This is a genomic window from Streptomyces sp. NPDC058872, assembly GCF_042743065.1.
Lineage (GTDB): Bacteria > Actinomycetota > Actinomycetes > Streptomycetales > Streptomycetaceae > Streptomyces.
In genome coordinates this window covers 1-16,496 of the sequence record NZ_JBHYMK010000002.1, presented here as the reverse complement: position 1 = coordinate 16,496, position 16,496 = coordinate 1, and the positions used below count along the sequence as shown (strand labels likewise).

Here is a 16,496-nt window from a genome sequence, read left to right as displayed (position 1 = left end):
ACGTCGACGGAGTGGGAGCCCCGGCCCGCCCCTAACGGTGTTCGGGGTTCTCGAAGTCGAAGCGGCAGCCGGCGTCCCACTCGGAGCGCTGGTTGCCGTGCGCCGGGATGCCGCCGGCGTCCTTGAGCATGCGGGCCAGGTGGAGCTGGTTCCAGGTCATGAAGGTGGTGTTGCGGTTGGTGAAGTCGTTCTCCGGCCCGCCGGAACCGGGGTCGAGGTACGACGGGCCCGGGCCGGCCGGGCCGACCCAGCCCGCGTCCGCCTGCGGCGGGATCACGTAGCCGAGGTGCTGGAGGCTGTAGAGGACGTTCATCGCGCAGTGCTTGGCGCCGTCCTCGTTGCCGGTGATCAGACAGCCGCCCACGCGACCGTAGTAGGCGTACTGGCCGCGCTCGTTGAGGATCGAGGAGCAGGCGTAGAGCCGCTCGATGACCTTCTTCATGACCGAGGAGTTGTCACCCAGCCATACGGGTCCGGCCAAGGTGAGGATGTCCGCGGCCATCACCTTCGAGTAGATGACGGGCCACTCGTCGGTCTCCCACCCGTGCTCGGTCATGTCCGGCCAGACACCGGTCGCGAGGTCGATGTCCACCGCCCGCAGCACCTCGACCTCGACGCCCTGGCGCTCCATGATGCCGGTGCTGATGTCGATCAGCCCCTGTGTGTGGCTGCGCTCCGGCGACCGCTTGAGCGTGCAGTTGATCACCAGGGCGCGGAGATCACGGTAGGACGTGCCGGCGTCGGTCATCGGTGCGTTCCTTTGCGAACGAGTGGGCGGTCGGAAGGCGAAGCACACCCAGCCGCGACGTCGATGCGGCCCCGGGGCGGTCCGGCCGGAAGTCCCGTCCACTGTCTCGCCCCGGCGGGCGGAAACGACCGAGCGCCGCGCCAACGGCAGCGAAGTCGCCCCCCGATCACCCGCGTGGCCCGCACCGGTGACATCCGTCCCCGACTCGGATCGGTCCGCAGGGCACGAGGGCCTCGGAGGCCCTCACCCGCTCGTGCCGTACGGGCCAGGCGTCCCGCTCCCACCCGCGCTCCCCGTGTCCGGTCGGGCCTCGGTGGCGATGCCCCGGGTCCACCGCCCGCACCACGGAGGTCGTCACGCCCTGTGCCTCCCCCACCGACCGGCTGCGCTCGACGAGGCCCTCCGCACGGCTGACCTCGGGCGGCCGTTTGAGGGTCCAGCCGATGGAGGGCGGGCTCAGGTGCGCCGGGTGGGAGACTCCGGTCCCACGGGACCCGTGTCGGGGAGCGGGCGGGCCCGGACGCCCTGGGAGGGCTCCTGGTGGCCGCCCGTGGCGATGATGCGCACCTCGTCCCGATCGCTGATCTCTGCGCGGATGATGCCGGTGGCATCGGTGTAGACCGGATGGCCTCCGGACCCCGTGAGGTGCGTGCGCTCCACGATCACGAGGTCCCGGGGCGAGCCCGTGCCGTCGGAGAACACCAGCTCGTATCGGAGTGGGTTCATTCACCCGATTTTACGCCGATCGGGTCGGGTCGCCCCTGGGGAACCGCATCGACCAGGGCGGCCAGTGCCTCGCCGAGGGCCCTCGTGCCCGGCCCCGCCGGCCCGCCAGGCTCGCTCATGTAGCAGTCGCGGCGGATCTCGATCATCAGTGAGCTCACCCGCGGATCGCGGCCGTAGCGCTCCAGCGGTACGTACGTGCCGGCGAAGGGGCTGTCGGTTCCGACACCGCCGAACCCGTCGAACGCCTCCCGCGCCGCCTCCAGCAGCGCGGGAGGCGTGTGGAAGGCGTCCGTGCCCAGACAGACCGGCGGGCGCGGCCCGTCGCCGTGCAGCTCGTACGGCAGCCGCTCGGTCGGGTACGAGTGGACGTCGAGGATCACCGCGCGTCCTGTCGCCGCGAGGCGCTCCGCGACGGCATCGCCCATCGCCCGGGCGTACGGGGCGAAGTACCGGTCGAGCAGCGGGGAGGCGTCGAACCCGCTCGGCCGCAGCGGTGCACGGTGGCTGGTGCGGGTGTAGACCGCGCCCATGCCGACGGACAGCATCTCCTCCCGTTCGTCCGGGAAGCGCTCGGGGTCGACGACGAGTCGCGAGAGCCGGTTGACGAACCTCCAGGGCCGCGTGCCGGCCGCGGAGGCGGCGACGGCGGCGATCTCCGCCGTGTGGGAGTCCGTGAGGTGGTCCAGCTCGCGGGCGAGTTCCTCGTCACCGAGCAGAATGCCCCCGCGCACCTCCGGGGGCACCTCGCGGGCGGAGTGCGGAACGTGGAGCAGGAGAGGCGAGTCGGGGGCGCCGTGCAGGAGCCGGAAGCCGGGCGGGGAGCCGGAGGGGACGTCGGTCATCCGACGATCCTGCCGCCCACCCCGCCCATGTCGGGGCGAAACCGCTGGATAAGGTGGGGGAGGATGTGCCGCCTTACCAGGACTTCAGGCGCCGGACCGGGCCGATCCCCGAGCACGACGGGCACCGGACGTCCGCCCGGTGCCCGCCCCGTTCCGTCCGGACCGCGGCAGCCGCCCCGGAAGCCCCGTCCCCGAGAGCAGCGAATGAGTGCCGAAGCCGTCCTGAGTCCCGACCCCGATGCCGATCTCGCCACCGATGCCCCCCTTGTCGTACCGCGCCGCCCGCGCATCGCCGGCAGGGCTCCGGCCGGGCCCGCGCCCGGTGCCGCCCTCCACAGCATCAGCGCAGCAACCACCGCCCTGCTCGGCCTCGTCGCCATTGGGGCCTTGATCCACGAGCCGGTGCTGATACCGCCGCTCGCCGCCAGCGCCGCCCTGGTGCACTGCGCTCCCGCGCTCCCCCTGGCCCAGCCCCGGAGCGTCATCGTGGGCCACCTCCTCGGCGCCGTTGCCGGGTACGCGGTGGCGACCGTGGCGGGGAACGGCAGTGCCTGGGCCGCCGCGCTCGCGGCGGGAGTCGCCCTCGCACTGACCACCCTGGCCCGCACCCCGCACTCGCCGGCCTGCGCGACCGCCGTCGTCATCGTGCTCCAGGCCCCCGCTCCCGGCAGGTTCGTCCCCCTGCTCTTCGGCGCCACCGTCCTGCTGGTGCTGACGGCGTTCGCCGCCTCCCGCACCCGGCGTTCGGCGCCGAGTTACCCCGCCTACTGGTGGTGATCCGAGGGCCGGTCCCGGTCCGTGCCCCGGCTGGCGGCCGTACGCCCTTCCGCTCCGCACCGCCCTCGCCTCTGGCGTTCCCGCCGAACGCGGTCTCGTCACCGGCGTCGTCGGCGGCTCGGCCGCCGGTTTCATGCGGGGCAGCAGCATCCGGGTCCCTGGTCCGGCCGCGGGTCTGACCGATGCTCGTCCTCGAAGCGGTCCGGACCCTGGCTCCGGCCGCACTCGGCCCCGTCGTGCTCCTCGCCGGGCTGCTCCAGGTCGTCACGGGTCCGCTGCGTCGGGGCCGTTGGTTCCGGGGCATCTCGCTCTCGGTCGTCGAGGGGGTGCTCGCCTGGATCCTGGTTCACGCGGGCTGGAAGCCCATCCCTTCAAGGGGGCCGTCTCCCTGTGGCGCAGCCATCGCGGCGAGGCGCCCGTCCTGGTCGTGACCGCCGTGGCGATCGTCACCTCCCCCGTGTTCGAAGGCGTTCTGGTCGGGCTCGCGGTGTCCGTCGCCAAGACGGCCCGGGACGCTTCGCACCCTCCGGGCGGACCGCCCCGGCGTCCTCGACCTCTCAGGACTCCGGGGCGGACCGTGCCTGCCGGTCCGCCCCGGAGTCCTGGGCCGATCGTCACCGCACGCCCGGCGCCGCCTCCGTGCACCTTCACGGACCGGTCATGACAGGCCCTCCGGGCGGGTGGCGATGAAGGAGGGGCGCCGGACCGGGGCGGCGAAGGGGGCCTCGGGAAGGTTCTCGACGCTGTTGAAGACGAGGAACACGTTGCTGCGCGGGTACGGGGTGATGTTGTCGCCCGAGCCGTGCAGGGCGTTGCAGTCGAACCAGGTCGCCGAGCCCGCCGGACCGGTGAAGTGCCGGATGCCGCAGGCGTCGGCGAAGGTGGTGAGCGCCTCGGGGGAGGGGATGCCGGCGTCCTGCATCTTCAGCGACTGCTTGTAGTTGTCCTTGGGCGTCTCGCCCGCGCAGCCCAGGAAGGTCCGGTGCGAGCCCGGCATGATCATCAGGCTGCCGTTGGTGGTGTGGTTCGGGGTGAGGGCGATCGACACCGACACGGTCCGCATCTGGGGCAGGCCGTCCTCGGCGTGCCAGGTCTCGAAGTCGGAGTGCCAGTAGAAGCCGCTGGCGCCGAAACCGGGCTTGACGTTCACCCGGGACTGGTGGACGTAGACGTCGGAGCCGAGGATCTGTCGGGCGCGCCCGGCGATCCGGGGGTCCTCGGCCAGCCGTCCGAAGACCTCGCTGATCCGGTGCACCTCGAAAACGGAGCGGATCTCCTGGGAGCGGGGCTCGACGATGGCCCGCTCGTCCGCCCGCACGGCGGGGTCGGCGACCAGTCGGTCCAGCTCGGCACGGAGCTCATCGACCTCGTCGGGGGTGACCAACTCGTCCACCGTGATGAAGCCGTCGCGGTCGTACTCCTCCAGTTCCCGGGCCCAGAAGGGTCCCGGCGTGCCGGGCTCGGACCAGACCACGGGGTCCTTGCGGCCGATGAGCTCTTCCTTGGGGCCGCGGGTGGGGTAGAGGTCGACGGGACGGGTGGGTGCGGAGGCCATGGGGCGGAGCGCCTTCCTTTCGCGTACGGGGGTCGTCGTGGTTCTCAGGCCGGGTCGGGTTCGGTGAGGAGCGGGTAGACGCCGTTCTCGTCGTGGTCCTCCCGCCCGGTGACGGGCGGGTTGAAGACGCACAGGCAACGGAAGTCCTGCAGGACCTTGAGGGTGTGGCGCTCGTGTCCGTCGAGCAGGTACATCGTTCCGGGCGTGATCGTGTACGTGCGCCCGGTCTCGTGGTCGGTGAGTTCGGCCTCGCCGGCCGTGCAGACCACGGCCTCGACGTGGTTCGCGTACCACATGGACGTCTCGGTGCCGGCGTACAGCACGGTCTCGTGCAGGGAGAAGCCGACCCGCTCACGGGCCAGGATGATGCGCTTGCTCTCCCAGGTGCCGGAGGCGGCCCGCACGTGCCGCTCGGTGTTCTCCAGCTCGTCGAAGGTGCGGACGATCATGGGTGGTGGCCTTTCTGCGGGGGGATGGTCAGGCGTCGCGGCGGTCGGCCGCGTGGCGGACCGAGCGGGCCAGGATGCCGAGGCCCTCGTCGAGCTCGTCGTCCGTGGCGGTCAGCGGGGGCAGCAGCTTGACCACTTCGCCGTGCGGCCCCGAGGTCTCCAGCAGCAGACCGGTCTCGAAGGCGCGGCGGCACACGGCCTCGGCACGCTCCCCGTCGGTGAACTCCAGCCCCCAGACGAGGCCCCGGCCGCGGACCGCGATGCCCATGCGGTCGTCGTCGCACAGGTCCCGCAGTGCGAGTTCCACCCGGTCGGCCCGGCCGAGGGTGCGCTGGCGCAGGGCGTCGTCGCGCCAGTACGCGTCGAGGGCGGCCGTGGCGGTGACGAAGGCGGGGTTGTTGCCGCGGAAGGTTCCGTTGTGCTCGCCCGGTCCCCAGAGGTCGAGCTCCGGACGGAACAGGCAGAGCGACATGGGCAGGCCGTAGCCGCTGATGGACTTGGACAGGGTGACGATGTCGGGCGTGATGCCCGCCTCCTCGAAGGAGAAGAAGTCACCGGTGCGTCCGCAGCCCATCTGGACGTCGTCGACGATGAGGAGCATGTCGTGCCGGCGGCAGAGGTCGGCGAGCTCGCGCAGCCACTCGGCGCGGGCGACGTTGACGCCGCCCTCTCCCTGGACCGTTTCGACGATGACCGCCGCGGGGTGGTCGAGGCCGGAGCCGGGGTCGTCGAGGAGCCGCTCGAACCAGAGGAAGTCCGGCGTCTGACCGTCGAGGTACTGGTCGAAGGGCATCCGGGTGGCGTGCGGGAGCGGCACTCCGGCCCCGGCGCGCTTGGCGGCGTTGCCGGTGACGGCCAGCGAGCCCAGCGACATGCCGTGGAAGGCGTTGGTGAAGGACACGACCGTCTTCCGGCCGGTGACCTTGCGGGCGAGCTTGAGGGCGGCCTCCACGGCATTGGTTCCGGTGGGGCCGGGGAACATCACCTTGTACGGCAGGGCGCGGGGCTCCAGGACCGTCTCGCGGAAGGTCTCCAGGAAGGCGCGTTTGGCGGTCGTCGACATGTCGAGGCCGTGGGTGATGCCGTCGTCGGCGAGGTAGTCGAGCAGCGCGCGCTTGAGCACCGGGTTGTTGTGCCCGTAGTTCAGTGAGCCCGCCCCGGCGAAGAAGTCGAGGTAAGGGCGCCCGTCCTCGTCGTACAGTCGGCTCCCACTGGCGCGCTCGAAGACGACCGGCCAGGCGCGGCAGTAGCTGCGGACTTCCGATTCGACGGTCTCGAAGACGGAGGGGGCGATGTCGGTCAGGGACACGGAGTCTCTTCTCCAGGATGTGGTGCGGGGAAAGGGGCGGGAAGTCGATTCAGGACGTGCGGGGACCGAGCGGGCCGATGCGGTACAACACCTCGGCGTCGTGTCCGGACGCCGGGAAGGCGTCCGACGGGAAGAGGACCTCGCGGGTGAGGTCCGCCCCGTGCCGGCGCGCGTATGACCGGAACAGCCGGTCGGACGCGAGGTTTCCCGGGGTGACGGTCGCCTCCAGCCGGTCGAATCCGCGCCTGTTCGCGACCTGTGCGGACAGAGCGTCGAGCAGGGTCCCGGCTACCCCGTTTCCGCGGTGCGAATCTTCCACGGCGACCTGCCAGACGAAGAGCGTCTCGGGGGCGTCGGGCCGCAGGTAGCCGGTGACGAAACCGACCGGCCGTCCGGAGGCGTCACGGGCGACGGCGGTGGTGTCGGCGAAGTCGCGGCACCAGAGCATGTAGCTGTACGGCGAGTTGAGGTCGAGATCGCCCGAGTTCCGGGCGATCCGCCACAATGCGGCGCCGTCCGTGATTTCGGCCGGGCCGACGGAGACGGCGGCCGGGGACGTCAGGGGGGCAGTGGTCATGTGGGCCGAAGCTACCGAGCAGGCCGCGGAACTTCCTGGGGCGAAGGTCTTGTTCGACTATCAACCTTCGTGATAGGTGCACTGGGGATGCCCGGGGCGGGAATTGCTCTCCCTCGGTGCGTCAAAGGCGGATCAAAGAGGGCAATTCCACCGTTTGTAACGGATGGGTAACAGCTCTGTTTCCTGAGATGGGGCTCCTTAAGAAGGTGAGAACATCCGGGTTTTCCTGTTTGAGGACTCCGGAAGCGGGAAGCCGGGCCAGGAGGTCCCCTGACCCGACTCCCGTCGCGCGGACGCTGCTCCCCGCGTGGTGTTCCCTGCGTGCCGGCGGGTGGCTACCAGATGGCCTCGACCCATTCGGGGTGGTCGATGAACGGGTTCCGGTTGCCTTGGTAGGTGGAGTAGATGACGTCGTTGCGGCGCTCCTCGAAGGCGCTCGGCGGGTCCTGCTCGTTCCACTGCTTCAGGATCGAGAGCCGGCCGTGGAAGGGCGTGCTGCCGTTGGAGGAGGATTCGTTGGGCTCCAGGTCGGGCCAGGCGTCGTCGCCCTCGTAGCGAACGGCCATGTAGAGGATCATGCGGGCCACGTCCCCCTTGTCCGCGTCGCGCGGCTCGAAGGAGTTGCTGTCCGTGTAGCTGCCGGGGGCGCCGCTGACCGAGCTGCCGCCGTTGTCCCAGTCCTTGTTCCCGCGGATGCTGTTGACCTGTACGTCGCAGGCGCGCAGGTGGTGCAGGTCGGTGCCCGGGCCGGTCGAGGTGCCGAAGTCGCCGTGGGACTTGGCCCAGGTGTGCTCGCGGTTCCAGTCGCCCACGCTGCCCCCGTTGAGGGACTTGCTCCGTGAGGTGCCGCTGTACAGCAGGATGACGTTGTTGGTGTTGTTCGGATCTTGGTCGGTGTTCTTGAGCGCGTTCCAGACCGCGGAGTACGAGATCTTGCTCTGCTTGCTGATGATGGTGTGCAGCGAGGACTTGAGGCTCGTGCCGCTCTTGCCGATCGCGTTCTTGTAGTACGTGCTGTCGTACGCGGTCGTCGTGGCGCTTGCGGGGGTCGCGGCGACCGTGGGGAGCGTGACGCCGACGAGGGTGGCGGCTGCTGCCGCCGCCCATGCCTTCCATCTGCCTATCCGCGCAACGGACATGGGGGGCCCTTTCCCGGGGACGGCACGCGCGGGGTGATCGGTGCCCGCTCAACGGCACCGGTGTCTACGCGTGTTGACTTGATGTCACCCGGAGGGTCGCACACGTCAGGTACCTGTCATGTAACGAGAAGGGGGCCGTTCCGTGACGTTCTCGCATAGGCCGGAACCGCCCCGCTTTCCGGGGGTTCACGGGGGCATCAGGCGCCCCGGGAGTCCACCGGCAACCCCTTCGGTTCCTTGATCCGCTTCATGATGATCTGCGAGTTGACCTCGGTGACCCCGGTCAGCGTCGTCAGCCGCTCGATCCACAGGCGCTCGTATGCCGCCAGGTCGGCCACCGCGATCCGCAGCAGGCAGCCCGGACTCCCGAACAGGCGATAGGCCTCGATCACGTCCGGCACCTCCCGGAGGGCCTCCTCGAAGGCCTCCACCGTCTCCCGGTCGCGTCGCACCTCCACCGAGACGAGGACCTCGAAGCCGCGCCCCACCGCCTCGGGGTCGATGATCGCCCGGTACCCCCGGATCACCCCGTCCTGCTCCAGTTGGCGCACCCGGCGCAAACAGGGGGAGGGGCTGAGTCCGACCCGCTGGGCCAGCTCCTGGTTGCTCAACCGGCCGTCGTTCTGGAGCTCGCGCAAGATATGGAGATCGATTCGGTCCATGACGCAATTGTCTACCACGAAAGAAAGGATCAAGGGTCGATTTCGCAATCGCCTTGCGCACCACCTGCCCTATCGTTGCGGGTGCAGGTGACACGGGTACGGAGTGAGGGCGGCAGGCATGAAGCGGACGAACGACGGGGGAGCGCGCCGGATCGTCGTCATCAGCACGGGCGGCACGATCGCCAGTCGCTGGCAGGGCACCGGCTATGCGGCCGATGCCTCCGGCAGCGACGTGCTGGCCACCGCCCCGCTTCCCGAGGACGTCACCGTCGAGGTCGTCGACCTGTTCAACGTGAACAGCTCCCGCATCACCGCGGCCCACCAGCTCGCCCTCCTCCGCACCGTCCACGAGACCTTCGCCGACCCCGGCGTCGACGGCATCGTGATCACCCACGGCACCGACACCCTGGAAGAGACGGCCTTCCTCCTGGACCTCCACCACGCCGATTCCCGGCCGGTCGTCCTGACCGGAGCCCAACGGCCCTTCGGCACCGGCGACGGTGACGGCCCCGGCAACCTCTACGACGCGCTCCAGGTCGCCTCCACCGTCCGCGACCTCGGTGTCCTCATCGTCTTCAACGGCCGCGTGCACGCGGCACGCGGCACCGTGAAGACCCAGACCCTCGCCATCGACGCCTTCTCCGACCCCTCCACCGAGCGCCTCGGTCGCGTGGGCTTCTCCCGCGTCGACATCGAGCGACAGCCGGAGCGTCCTGCTCCGCTCCCCCTCCCCGCCGCCGCGCGGACCGCGGCGCCGGGGGCGACCGGCCCCGACGCCACTGTGCTGCCCCGGGTCGACATCATCACGCACCACTCCGACGGCGATCCGTTCCTCCTGAACGCAGCGGTTTCCGCCGGGGCCCGGGGGATCGTGCTCGTGGCCACCGGTGCGGGCAACGCCACCCCCGAGATCGCCGCCGCCGTTGCGGAGGCCGTCGCCCGCGGCGTGCTCGTCGCCGTGACCACCCGGGTCCCCGCCGGGCCGCTCGCCGAGATCTACACCGGCGGCGGCGCGGTCGACCTCGTCGCCGCCGGTGCCCTGCTCACCGGCACCCTCCGGGCCGGGCAGGCGCGCATCGTGCTCCTCTCCGCGCTCCTCGCCGAGGGGGCCACCGGTGCGACGGACCCCGCTGGCCTGCGCCGCCTCCTCGAAGGACCCGTCCGTGCGGAACCGACCCTCGCCACGGGCGGGTCCCGGTCGGCCTCGGCGGTCGCCGCCCGCGCCTGATCCGGGCGCACTCCAGAACGCCGGCCCGCGGGCGGTTCCCCCGCCGTTCCGCCCGCGAGCCGGGACCAACCGTGCGCATCGGCACGCCCCGTCTGCAGTCGCTAGTCGCTCGGCTCCGGAGCCGTCCGTCGCTCCCGACCGATGCCCGGGAAGTCGACGGTCGCGCCATCGAAGGCGCCCCGCCCTTGCACGTCCTTTCCCTCCCCACCTTTCCGCCCCGCCCTTCCCGAGGACTCCCATGGCCCCCGCACCGGTCCCGCACGCCCTTCCCGTCCGCCGCGAGCACGATCTGCTCGGTGAGCGGGACGTTCCCGCCGATGCCTACTGGGGCGTCCACACGCTGCGCGCCACGGAGAACTTCTCGATCACCGGTACCCCCATTGCCGTCTACCCCCTGCTCATCGGTGCACTGGCTGCCGTGAAGGAGGCCGCGGCGCGTGCCAACGAGGAGTTGGGACTGCTTTCCGCCGTCAAGGCGGACGCCATCGCCGGCGCCTGCCGGGAGATCCGCAACGGACGGTTCCACGACCAGTTCGTCGTGGACGTCGTCCAAGGCGGAGCGGGAACCTCCACCAACATGAACGCCAATGAGGTCGTGGCCAACCGGGCCCTGGAGCTCCTCGGCCACGCCAAGGGCGACTACGACCGGCTGCACCCCAACGAGGACGTCAACCTCGGCCAGTCCACCAACGACGTCTACCCGACCGCCATCCGCATCGCGGCGATCGGCGCCGGCCGCGAACTGCTGAAGGCGATGGCCGTCCTCCAGGACGCCTTCGCCGCCAAGGCGCTGGAGTTCCGCGAGGTCGTGAAGATGGGACGCACCCAACTCCAGGACGCGGTGCCGATGACGCTGGGCCAGGAGTTCTCCACCTACGCCGTGATGCTGGAGGAGGACCGCGGTCGACTCGCCGAGGCGATCGAGCTGATCCACGAGATCAACCTCGGGGCCACCGCCATCGGCACCGGCCTCAATGCCGCCCCCGGCTATGCCGAGACCGCCCGTCGCGAGCTCGCGCAGCTCACCGGCCTGCCGCTGGTGACCTCGGTCAACCTGATCGAGGCCACCCAGGACTGCGGCGCCTTCGTCCAGCTCTCCGGGGTCCTCAAGCGCATCGCGGTCAAGCTCTCCAAGACCTGCAACGACCTCCGTCTGCTGTCCTCGGGACCGCGCGCGGGCCTCGGCGAGATCAACCTGCCCCCGGTCCAGGCGGGTTCCAGCATCATGCCCGGCAAGGTGAACCCGGTGATCCCCGAGGTCGTCAACCAGGTCGCCTTCGAGGTGATCGGCAACGACATCACCATCACCATGGCTGCCGAGGCCGGGCAACTGCAGCTCAACGCCTTCGAGCCGGTCATCTTCCATGCCCTGTCGAAGAGCCTCCTCTCGCTGCGTGCCGCCTGCCTCACGCTTGCCGAGCGCTGTGTGGACGGCATCACCGCGAACACCGAGGCGCTCAGGACGGCCGTGGAGAATTCCATCGGGCTCGCCACGGCACTCAACCCCCACCTCGGCTACACCGCCGCCACGGCCATCGCCAAGGAGGCGCTCGCCACCGGCCGCGGAGTCGTCGAGCTCACTCTGGAGAAGGGCTTGCTGCCCGCTCACCGACTGGCCGAGCTCCTCACTCCGGAGCGCCTCACGGGAACCCCGGGGTCGATCGGGGCCTGAGCGTTCGAGCGGCCATAGGACGGAAGTTACCCGTCGGTTTGGCGTGACTTCCCCGACGGTTGACAGTAGAACGTGTTCCCATTCTGTCGCGAGTGAGGAACAGCACGTGAATCAACTGCCTCTGCACGTCAAGGAAATCGGCGGTCTCAGCCGCCGCCGTTTCCTCGCGGGAACAGGTTCCCTCCTCGGTGCCGCCGCCCTCATCGGGCACGCGGGTCCGGCCCACGCCGAGACCCCCCTCGCCACCACCGTGATCCCCGCGGGCGCCCACGTCCCGGCCTTGGTCATCGGCACCGGGTACGGCGGCTCCGTCGCGGCCCTCCGGCTCGCCCGTGCCGGCGTCGACGTCCACATGGTGGAGATGGGCATGGCCTGGGACGCCCCGGGCTCCGACGGCAAGGTCTTCGCCAACACCACCAAGCCCGACTACCGTTCCTTCTGGCTGCGGACCCGCACCAAGCAGCCCCTGAGCAACTTCCTCGGTTTCCCCCTCGACAAGGACGTCCCCCGGTACACCGGCATCCTCGACGCCGAGGACTTCGCCGGCATCACCGTCTACCAGGGGCGTGGCGTCGGCGGCGGCTCCCTCGTCAACGGCGGCATGGCCGTCACGCCGCGCCGCGAGAACTTCGCCGCCATCCTCCCCACCGTCGACGCCGCGGAGATGTACGCCACGTACTACCCGCGCGCCAACGCCGGACTCGGCGTCACCGAAGTCGACCAGGCCTGGTGGGAGAGCGCTTCCTGCTACCAGTACGCCCGTGTCGGTCGCAAGCACGCCGAACGCTCGGGGTTCCCCTTCGTCTTCGTGCCGAACGTCTACGACTGGGAGTACATGAAGCGGGAACTCGCCGGTGAGGTGCCGAAGTCGGCCCTCGCCGGCGAGGTCATCTACGGCAACAACCACGGCAAGAAGAACCTGCAGAAGACCTATCTCGCACAGGCCGTTTCCACCGGCCGCGTCACGATCTCCGCGCTGCACAAGGTCACCTCGGTCACCCCGGCGTCCGGCGGAGGCTACACCGTGGCCATCGACCAGATCGACACCACCGGGGCGACCCTCGCGAGCAAGACCGTCACCGCCGACAAGGTCTTCTTCGCCGCCGGCAGCATCGGCACCAGCAAGCTCCTGACCCGCCTCAAGGCCATCGGCGCGCTTCCCGCCCTCAACGACCAGATCGGCAAGGGCTGGGGCGACAACGGCAACGTCATGTGCGGGCGCGCCAACCACCTGTGGGACCCGACCGGCAAGCTTCAGTCGGCCATGCCCACCGCGGGCATCGACAACTGGGACGCGGGCGGCGCCTTCGCCGAGGTCGCCCCGCTGCCCACCGGCATCGAGACCTACGCCTCGTTCTACCTTTCCATCACCAAGACCCCGCACCGCGCCGAGTTCACCTGGAACCCGGCCACCGCGAAGGTCGACCTCAGCTGGGAGAGGGCCTGGAAGCAGACCTCGATCGATGCGGCGAAGACCATCTTCGACAAGATCAACGCCAAGGAGGGGACGATCTACCGCACCGATTTCTTCGGCGCGTACAAGATCTGGGGCGACCACCTCACCTACCACCCGCTCGGCGGCGCCGTCCTCGACCGGGCGACCGACAACCACGGCCGTCTCCACGGCTACACCGGCCTGTACGTCATCGACGGCGCCCTCATTCCCGGCAACACCAGCGTCAACCCGTTCGTCACCATCACGGCCCTCGCCGAACGCAACATCGAGCGGATCGTCACGGAGGACTTCTGACGCGTGGTGCGGAAGGACCGGCCGGTCCCTCCGGCCGGCCCTTCCGGAAGCGTTCCTCAGTGCGTCGGCAGCGCGCACACCGCGTCGAGCCCGAGCACCCGGTTGAGCCGTCCGAACGCCAGCCAGGAGCCCAGGCTCATCGTCAGCTCCACGATCTCAGCCTGGCCGTAGTGCGCGGTCATCCGCCCCCAGAACTCCTCGTCGAGGCCGTGGTGGTCGAGCGCGTACCGCTCCGCGTACTCGGCCGCGAGCCGCGTCCGCTCGTCGAAGGCCTCCGAGACCTCCGTCTCGCGCCAGGCCGAGACCAACCCGTCGAAGCCCTCCTCGACCTTCTCCCCGTCCCGGTCGGTGCGCCAGTCCAGGCAGAATCCACAACCGTTGATCTGCGCGATCCGCAGCCGCGCCGCCTCGAACTCGCGCAGTCCCAGGGTCGTGTGGGCGTACACCGACAAGGAGAAGTTCGCCGCCGCCGTTCCGATTTCGGGGACCATCTCGCCCCACACGTATCCGATCGGCTCCTGCCCCTCGGGAATGTCGATGATCACTTGGAGCTCCTTCCCAGCTTCCCGACCGCCGGTCGCAGCGGTACGTCCAGCGCGTCGTACAGTCCCGGCTCCGCCGCCACCAGCCAGTCGATCGCCCCGACGAGCCGTCCCACGGCCGTGGCGTTCCCGCCCGCCGAGCGGTTCTCCCCCTCGTCGGTCGCCGTGACCGTCACCTCGATCCGCGGGCTCCCCTCGACGATCACCCGGTGGGCGCCCGCCCCGTCCGGCGGCACGGGCCAGTCCGGTGCGCACGAGGGATGGATGCGGGTGACGTGCTCGATCACGATGCGGGGCTCCCCGCCCACGATGCCCTGCACCTCGAAGCGGACCGCGCCCTGCGTCCCCGCCTCGAAGGAGCCCATCGTCCGCGTCGTGACCGCGGTCTCCAGGGGGCGCCGTTCCACGGTCTCGCGGATCTCTTCCAGCGTGGCGCCGAGGGCACGGGCCATCAGCCGGATCTGCCCGCCCCAGATCATGGTCGGCACCGAGGGCCACAGCATGGGCGGTTCGTAGGCCAGGAGTCGGCCCATTCCCACCAACTCCCTTACGGATTGCTCCTGTTCGTACGTCGAGTAGTCGAAGATCTCCTGGCAGCGGATCGTCTCCACGGTGGACCCGAGGCCGCTCACCAGCAGCGGCAGCACGTCGTTGCCCCAGCCCGGGTCGACGCCGGACACGAAGAGCGATCCGCCCCCCTCGGCGACGGCGGCGAGGACCGGATCCCGGAACTCCGGGGGCGCGTTGAGCTGGTCGTACAGGGGGTACAGGGCCGGCGTCACGACCGCCGCACCCGCCGCCACCGCCCGTGTCACATCGGCGAGCGCCCCGTCGGGCCGGGTGTCGCCGGAGGCCGCGTACACGACCGCCTCCGGCCGCCCGGCGAGCACCCTGCCGACGTCGTCGTCCGCCGTCACTCCGAGATCGCGCCCGAGCCCCGCGAGCCGGCCCGCGTCCCGGCCCACCTTCACGGGGTCGGACACCAGCACGGCCGTGAGTTCGAGGTCGGGATGGGCCTCCACCGCGCGAATGGCCGCCCGCCCGACGTTTCCGGTACCCCACACCACCGTCCGAATCATGCGCGGAGGGTAGCGCCGGCTCCCGGAGGTTCCCAGCCCCGTGACGCCCGTATCTGACGGGGCGTCAAAAATATTCTCCGGGGGCCTTCACGCCAGGCGCAAGGTCACGAAGGGAACGGTGTCGCCCGGCAGCACGTACCGCTCCACCTCCACGAAGCCGCGCCCCCGTGCGAACCGCAGCCCCTCCTCGTTCGAGGCCGACACCACCGTCTCCACCCCCGTGCCGCCCAGCGTCCGTGCGTGCGCGAGCCCCCGCTCGTACAGGGCCGTTCCGAAGCCGCGCCCGCGGAACCCGGGCAGCGTCCGCGCGATGACGGTCGCCGCCGGTGTCTCCCCGTCCGGTGGACGCACCGTCGAACACCCCACGGCCACACCGTCCGCGTACGCCACGTCCAGCCGGTTCCGGCCCGCACGCTCCCGCACCTGCTCCCACGAGAGCACCGCGGTCGGGACGACCGTGTCGTGCACGGCCCGCCGTTCTTCGAGCTGTTCTTCGGTCCGTGCCCGTTCGACGAGGAAATCCTTCATGTCCGGAGCCAAGCGGGACCGATGTGAGCGGTCAACCGCGTTTCCGTCCCTCGGACCGACGCGACCGTACGGGTGAGGGCGCGACCCGGACGACAGCGCCACCCGTCGAACGGGTACGGATCGCAGCACCACACGCCCCAGGAGGATGCCGTCCCATGCCCCCACCCAAGGGCACCACCGCACTGCTGAGCGCCGGCGCGCTGTGTGCGGCCCTGCTGCTCGCCGGCTGCGCGGGTGCCGCCCCGCCCCCGCGCTCCACCCCCGCCCCGACGACCGCGGCCACCACCGGCGACGGCCGCCCCGCCCCCGCGCCGGCCGGCGGCGACCCCGCCGCCGCGCTGCGGATCCCCGGCATCGGAACCGCCACTCAGGCCCGTGTGCCCGACGGCACCACCCAGGCGCTCGTCGTCACCGGTGCCGCCGCCGACTCCTCCACGGCCCTCGCCACCCTGTACCAACGGGACCCGACCGGCCCCTGGGTCGCAGCCGCCGGACCCTGGCCCGCCCACAACGCCCTCCGCGGTTGGACCGCCGACCACGTCGCGGGCGACCTGCGCACCCCCGTCGGCGTCTTCCGGCTCAACGACGCCGGCGGCCGACTGCCCGATCCCGGCGCCCGCCTCCCGTACGACCAGGACGCAGAGTTCGCCATCAGCGGCACCGGCTTCTCCGGCGAACCCCTCGAAGGCTCCTTCGACCACGTGATCGCCATCGACTACAACCGGGTGCCCGGACGCACCCCGCTCGACAAGGAACGGCCCCTCGGCGCCGACAAGGGCGGCGGCGTCTGGATCCACGTCGACCACGGCGGCCCCACGCAAGCCTGCATCGCCCTGGAACGGGAGGCGCTGCGCGTGCTCCTGCGCGCCCTCGACCCGGCCGCGGAACCCGTCGTGGTGATGGGCCCGGCCCC

At 70.9% G+C, this 16,496-nt stretch carries 17 protein-coding genes and 1 pseudogene; 6 read left to right on the top strand and 12 right to left on the bottom strand.

What is annotated here, in order from left to right; translation table 11 throughout:
* Positions 1 to 31: 31 nt before the first annotated feature.
* The 3 genes from ACFW22_RS01400 to ACFW22_RS01390 all read right to left on the bottom strand — a co-directional run bounded on the left by ACFW22_RS01400 (position 32) and on the right by ACFW22_RS01390 (position 2,316).
* The gene (locus tag ACFW22_RS01400; RefSeq protein ID WP_386397155.1) at positions 32 to 748 is read right to left on the bottom strand and encodes a flavodoxin family protein; all 717 of its coding nucleotides are present in this window, start codon (positions 746 to 748) and stop codon (positions 32 to 34) included.
* A 456-nt stretch (positions 749 to 1,204) separates the two neighbouring features.
* A complete protein-coding gene (locus ACFW22_RS01395; RefSeq protein WP_386397152.1) occupies positions 1,205 to 1,474 on the bottom strand; it encodes a DUF6296 family protein in 270 nt (89 codons plus the stop codon).
* A complete protein-coding gene (locus ACFW22_RS01390; RefSeq protein ID WP_386397149.1) occupies positions 1,471 to 2,316 on the bottom strand; it encodes an N-formylglutamate amidohydrolase in 846 nt (281 codons plus the stop codon). The genes ACFW22_RS01395 and ACFW22_RS01390 overlap by 4 nt, the downstream gene beginning before the upstream one ends.
* A gap of 204 nt (positions 2,317 to 2,520) precedes the next feature.
* Here ACFW22_RS01390 and ACFW22_RS01385 point away from each other — a divergent pair, with 204 nt between their 5' ends.
* Both ACFW22_RS01385 and ACFW22_RS01380 read left to right on the top strand, forming a co-directional pair.
* Entirely contained in the window at positions 2,521 to 3,093 is a 573-nt protein-coding gene (locus ACFW22_RS01385) for an HPP family protein (protein WP_386397147.1), read from the top strand.
* Between the two features lie 43 nt (positions 3,094 to 3,136).
* Positions 3,137 to 3,434: pseudogene (locus ACFW22_RS01380) on the top strand (SulP family inorganic anion transporter); the annotation flags it as partial.
* Positions 3,435 to 3,751: 317 nt separating this feature from the next.
* Here the strand turns inward: ACFW22_RS01380 and thpD are convergent.
* The 6 genes from thpD to ACFW22_RS01350 all read right to left on the bottom strand — a co-directional run bounded on the left by thpD (position 3,752) and on the right by ACFW22_RS01350 (position 8,784).
* Positions 3,752 to 4,648 carry an ectoine hydroxylase gene (thpD, locus tag ACFW22_RS01375; protein WP_386397144.1) on the bottom strand — a complete coding sequence of 299 codons (897 nt, stop codon included), beginning with the start codon at positions 4,646 to 4,648 and terminating at the stop codon, positions 3,752 to 3,754.
* Positions 4,649 to 4,692: 44 nt separating this feature from the next.
* On the bottom strand, positions 4,693 to 5,097 hold the full coding sequence (locus tag ACFW22_RS01370) for an ectoine synthase (protein ID WP_386397141.1): 405 nt from the start codon (positions 5,095 to 5,097) through the stop codon (positions 4,693 to 4,695).
* Positions 5,098 to 5,125: 28 nt separating this feature from the next.
* Positions 5,126 to 6,406, bottom strand: a complete 1,281-nt coding sequence (ectB, locus tag ACFW22_RS01365) for a diaminobutyrate--2-oxoglutarate transaminase (RefSeq protein ID WP_386397139.1) — start codon at positions 6,404 to 6,406, stop codon at positions 5,126 to 5,128.
* A gap of 49 nt (positions 6,407 to 6,455) precedes the next feature.
* Positions 6,456 to 6,983, bottom strand: coding sequence for a diaminobutyrate acetyltransferase (gene ectA / locus ACFW22_RS01360; protein WP_386397136.1), 528 nt, complete (start codon positions 6,981 to 6,983; stop codon positions 6,456 to 6,458).
* A 335-nt stretch (positions 6,984 to 7,318) separates the two neighbouring features.
* Positions 7,319 to 8,122: an endonuclease I family protein gene (locus ACFW22_RS01355; protein WP_386397134.1), complete on the bottom strand. Its 804-nt coding sequence runs from the start codon at positions 8,120 to 8,122 to the stop codon at positions 7,319 to 7,321.
* A gap of 197 nt (positions 8,123 to 8,319) precedes the next feature.
* Positions 8,320 to 8,784, bottom strand: coding sequence for an Lrp/AsnC family transcriptional regulator (locus ACFW22_RS01350; protein WP_386397132.1), 465 nt, complete (start codon positions 8,782 to 8,784; stop codon positions 8,320 to 8,322).
* Between the two features lie 118 nt (positions 8,785 to 8,902).
* Between ACFW22_RS01350 and ACFW22_RS01345 the strand changes: the two genes are divergently transcribed.
* From ACFW22_RS01345 to ACFW22_RS01335, 3 genes are all read left to right on the top strand, one after another.
* Complete coding sequence (locus tag ACFW22_RS01345) at positions 8,903 to 10,012, top strand: asparaginase (RefSeq protein WP_386397129.1); 1,110 nt, start codon at positions 8,903 to 8,905, stop codon at positions 10,010 to 10,012.
* Between the two features lie 238 nt (positions 10,013 to 10,250).
* Positions 10,251 to 11,684, top strand: coding sequence for an aspartate ammonia-lyase (locus ACFW22_RS01340; protein ID WP_386397126.1), 1,434 nt, complete (start codon positions 10,251 to 10,253; stop codon positions 11,682 to 11,684).
* 106 nt (positions 11,685 to 11,790) lie between these two features.
* Positions 11,791 to 13,434 (top strand): GMC oxidoreductase, encoded by a 1,644-nt coding sequence (locus tag ACFW22_RS01335; protein WP_386397124.1) that lies wholly within the window; start codon positions 11,791 to 11,793, stop codon positions 13,432 to 13,434.
* Positions 13,435 to 13,490: 56 nt separating this feature from the next.
* On the opposite strand, the gene ACFW22_RS01330 is transcribed toward ACFW22_RS01335, so the two are convergent.
* From ACFW22_RS01330 to ACFW22_RS01320, 3 genes are all read right to left on the bottom strand, one after another.
* Complete coding sequence (locus ACFW22_RS01330) at positions 13,491 to 13,979, bottom strand: carboxymuconolactone decarboxylase family protein (protein ID WP_386397122.1); 489 nt, start codon at positions 13,977 to 13,979, stop codon at positions 13,491 to 13,493.
* On the bottom strand, positions 13,976 to 15,055 hold the full coding sequence (locus ACFW22_RS01325) for a dihydrodipicolinate reductase (protein WP_386397119.1): 1,080 nt from the start codon (positions 15,053 to 15,055) through the stop codon (positions 13,976 to 13,978). Before ACFW22_RS01325 ends, ACFW22_RS01330 begins: the two co-directional genes overlap by 4 nt.
* An 87-nt stretch (positions 15,056 to 15,142) precedes the next feature.
* Positions 15,143 to 15,583 carry a GNAT family N-acetyltransferase gene (locus ACFW22_RS01320; RefSeq protein WP_386397116.1) on the bottom strand — a complete coding sequence of 147 codons (441 nt, stop codon included), beginning with the start codon at positions 15,581 to 15,583 and terminating at the stop codon, positions 15,143 to 15,145.
* 155 nt (positions 15,584 to 15,738) lie between these two features.
* On the opposite strand from ACFW22_RS01320, the gene ACFW22_RS01315 reads away from it, so the two are divergent.
* A partial coding sequence (locus ACFW22_RS01315) for a hypothetical protein (protein ID WP_386397113.1) occupies positions 15,739 to 16,496 on the top strand: 758 nt, incomplete at its 3' end.

Excerpts from the sequence above, each read along its gene's own strand:
- ACFW22_RS01325 (WP_386397119.1), bottom strand. The coding sequence starts at position 15,055 with ATGATTCGGACGGTGGTGTGGGGTACCGGAAACGTCGGGCGGGCGGCC.
- ACFW22_RS01355 (WP_386397134.1), bottom strand. The coding sequence starts at position 8,122 with ATGTCCGTTGCGCGGATAGGCAGATGGAAGGCATGGGCGGCGGCAGCA.
- ACFW22_RS01370 (WP_386397141.1), bottom strand. The coding sequence starts at position 5,097 with ATGATCGTCCGCACCTTCGACGAGCTGGAGAACACCGAGCGGCACGTG.
- ACFW22_RS01320 (WP_386397116.1), bottom strand. The coding sequence starts at position 15,583 with ATGAAGGATTTCCTCGTCGAACGGGCACGGACCGAAGAACAGCTCGAA.
- ectA (WP_386397136.1), bottom strand. The coding sequence starts at position 6,983 with ATGACCACTGCCCCCCTGACGTCCCCGGCCGCCGTCTCCGTCGGCCCG.
- ACFW22_RS01340 (WP_386397126.1), top strand. The coding sequence starts at position 10,251 with ATGGCCCCCGCACCGGTCCCGCACGCCCTTCCCGTCCGCCGCGAGCAC.
- ACFW22_RS01390 (WP_386397149.1), bottom strand. The coding sequence starts at position 2,316 with ATGACCGACGTCCCCTCCGGCTCCCCGCCCGGCTTCCGGCTCCTGCAC.
- ACFW22_RS01345 (WP_386397129.1), top strand. The coding sequence starts at position 8,903 with ATGAAGCGGACGAACGACGGGGGAGCGCGCCGGATCGTCGTCATCAGC.
- thpD (WP_386397144.1), bottom strand. The coding sequence starts at position 4,648 with ATGGCCTCCGCACCCACCCGTCCCGTCGACCTCTACCCCACCCGCGGC.
- ACFW22_RS01400 (WP_386397155.1), bottom strand. The coding sequence starts at position 748 with ATGACCGACGCCGGCACGTCCTACCGTGATCTCCGCGCCCTGGTGATC.
- ACFW22_RS01395 (WP_386397152.1), bottom strand. The coding sequence starts at position 1,474 with ATGAACCCACTCCGATACGAGCTGGTGTTCTCCGACGGCACGGGCTCG.
- ACFW22_RS01385 (WP_386397147.1), top strand. The coding sequence starts at position 2,521 with ATGAGTGCCGAAGCCGTCCTGAGTCCCGACCCCGATGCCGATCTCGCC.
- ACFW22_RS01350 (WP_386397132.1), bottom strand. The coding sequence starts at position 8,784 with ATGGACCGAATCGATCTCCATATCTTGCGCGAGCTCCAGAACGACGGC.